At 43.5% G+C, this 2,457-nt stretch carries 3 protein-coding genes; 1 reads left to right on the plus strand and 2 read right to left on the minus strand.

Features of this window, described 5'->3' with window-relative positions:
* Nucleotides 1-305: DUF937 domain-containing protein (locus ENN47_13105; GenBank protein HDP79084.1), on the minus strand; the 305-nt coding region annotated here is incomplete at its 3' end.
* A gap of 244 nt (nucleotides 306-549) precedes the next feature.
* Between ENN47_13105 and ENN47_13110 the strand changes: the two genes are divergently transcribed.
* On the plus strand, nucleotides 550-1,203 hold the full coding sequence (locus ENN47_13110; GenBank protein HDP79085.1) for a hypothetical protein: 654 nt from the start codon (nucleotides 550-552) through the stop codon (nucleotides 1,201-1,203).
* Nucleotides 1,204-1,341: 138 nt separating this feature from the next.
* Here ENN47_13110 and ENN47_13115 read toward each other — a convergent pair whose 3' ends face one another.
* On the minus strand, nucleotides 1,342-1,608 hold the full coding sequence (locus ENN47_13115) for a hypothetical protein (protein HDP79086.1): 267 nt from the start codon (nucleotides 1,606-1,608) through the stop codon (nucleotides 1,342-1,344).
* Nucleotides 1,609-2,457 lie beyond the last annotated feature (849 nt).

Consider the following 2,457-nt stretch of genomic DNA (forward strand, 5'->3'; position numbering starts at 1 on the left):
TGGCTAAGAATCTTCTGCCCTCCGCTTCTGTCAGCATTTGAAATGAAGGATTTAACGTCATCAACAGTTTCATCTTTATGTTGGTCGAGCGCTCTGTTAAGCGATTCGGCGCCTTCTTCAGTTGAAGCGTTGCGCGTTAGACCTTGTAAGAGAGCCGGCAGTCCCAATTGAGTTACCTTCTGTACCTTATCTGGAGAGGTTCCAACAGTCTTCGCCAGCACCGAAGATATTTCCTCACTATTCAGTTTTTCTGAGGTCTGATCAAATAGACTCATCAGCCTCCTCCTTTGAAAACTCTGTAACATCTACTTTATTATACTTCTTCATTTCAAAAAGCAAAATCATAAGTGAGACTCAATCTAATGAACGAAATGATTATTCTCAATCCAGTTTCGGCCGAAACCTCTTTCGCAAAGAAACTTGCTATTATTAGTGGAGCCAGTATTCCAAGGAATGGGACAGTATTCTCTATTGCCTGATAACCGTTAGGACGCAGAAATTGAGGAGCACTCCCGAGCAGTTGACTTCACTCCGAGGAGAGGGATTTGCTTGAAGAAGAGAAAGTCAAGACTAATTGCAGAACTGTCAGTACTCGGCCTTTCCCTTTTGGGAGTAGTATTGCAGCTGTCACTTTCTAGAAGACCTTCTGATGCTCTTGCTCAGTTCAGTTACTACACCTTGCAGACCAACTTCATCGTCTCAATAGTTGCCTTTGCAAATGTCGTATTTGATTGCAGACGCCAAGAGTCACCTAGAGCCGACAAATTATTACGAATCTTGACCGGTGGGTCAGTGTTATGGATAACGGTCACAATGACTGTCTACCATTTCCTTCTTTCGGGCTATTATCGACCCGAAGGGCTTGCTTTAATCGCAAACAACCTGCTGCACTATATTACACCGTCGGCCGCAATAATTTGCTGGCTGCTGTTTGAAGAGAAGAGTTCTTACAAGTTCTTCTATCCCGTTTTGTGGGCAATATATCCTCTTGCTTACGCAGTTGGCGCCGTCATACGGGGAAGTCTCACAGGTTTTTACCCTTACTGGTTTCTAAACCCCGCAGATGAATATCCGGAAGGAATCGGTTCGTTTGGCAATCTGTTTATCTTCATTTCGGTTGTTAGCGTGATGTTTATCTTGGCAGGCTACCTGATGATTCTAGTAAACCATCTCTCTTTTCACAAAGAGCATGGAGTCGAGTAGCCATTCATAACGCTTCACACAAGAATCCCGGCTGAAGTGTAGTTAACCCAAATCTCTTTTGGGACTGGGCGAAAGCAAATCTGAGCAAACAAAAAGAGGAGGGCATAACCCCCCTCTCTAAGATGCATTTTCTCTCATTCAGCGATTACCCAGGCCTCTTCGTTGTCCTCTTCCTCCGCCAAAGACCTTTTCGTTTTCGCAAGTGCCATCCCTCAAGCGCTTACGAAACATCTCCCCTTCATTGGGGCAAAGATCATTGACGTTGTCTCCATCCTCGTCAACAAAACATGGGCATTCTTCAGGAGAAAGTTGAGAACCTTTGTTTCCTCTGAGTCTCTGGCCAACGGCATACGTGAGAGTTGCTATCAGAAGAAGTACAAGTGCGATAATGACTACTTTCTTCATCCCTGTGCACCTCCCTTCGTCCAAGCAGTACACGTTATTTTACAATTCATTCCTTAGAGTTTCCTTAAAATTCGGAGGGAAAGAAGTGAATACCTTCATGATGCCCCGAGAAAACGCGACACTCAAAATAACAACATAGATAACTTGTAAAGAGAGTATTCACGATCTTTCACAAAGGCTTTCGGCAGAAACGATTCAGGAACGAAGTTTAGATTGAACAGAAGATCCTGGAACCCTCTCGAAAGACATCTTGTGAACGTGAAATGTATATCAAGACCAAGAAGGGATCTGGATAACTGCCAAGCACACCTGGTTTCTCTCGGAATAATCGGTGGCTGAAGGTAATAAAGGTCTCTTCGGCAAGATCAGTCTGGCTGGCTGATGAGAGAATCAAAAAAGCTTCTCAGTTGTCGGCACTTCTTTTCTGACAGCAGATCAGTCGATATCATCCATTGGTGTTCAGAGTCTTTATAACTTGAGTGGGACTAGCTATTTAAAAATCTCTTAGAATTCCTCAGTGAACTGAATACAATTATTCCGAGTATCAGATCGTAATGAAATGTTCTCTTCGGAATCTCACAGTGTGAAAACATCATCTACGCCTGGTGATGGGGAATTAGCGGAACACTTTTCGACTACCTTCTGTTCTACTTCATATCACAGGTTTTCGCGATCTTCGAGAGTCGCCTGAAATCTTTGGAAAGGCTTCTCCAACCAATAGCGACTGTCCTCAGAATTGCTTGAGTGTCCAATGGGGTCATTGGACTATTTAAAGTATTTCGTCAATCCTAGTTTTTGCTGAATAACGTCTCTAATTTGGTGATTCACTTAGCTTCTGAACAGCAAACA

This window comes from Mesotoga infera, assembly GCA_011045915.1.
GTDB lineage: Bacteria > Thermotogota > Thermotogae > Petrotogales > Kosmotogaceae > Mesotoga > Mesotoga infera_D.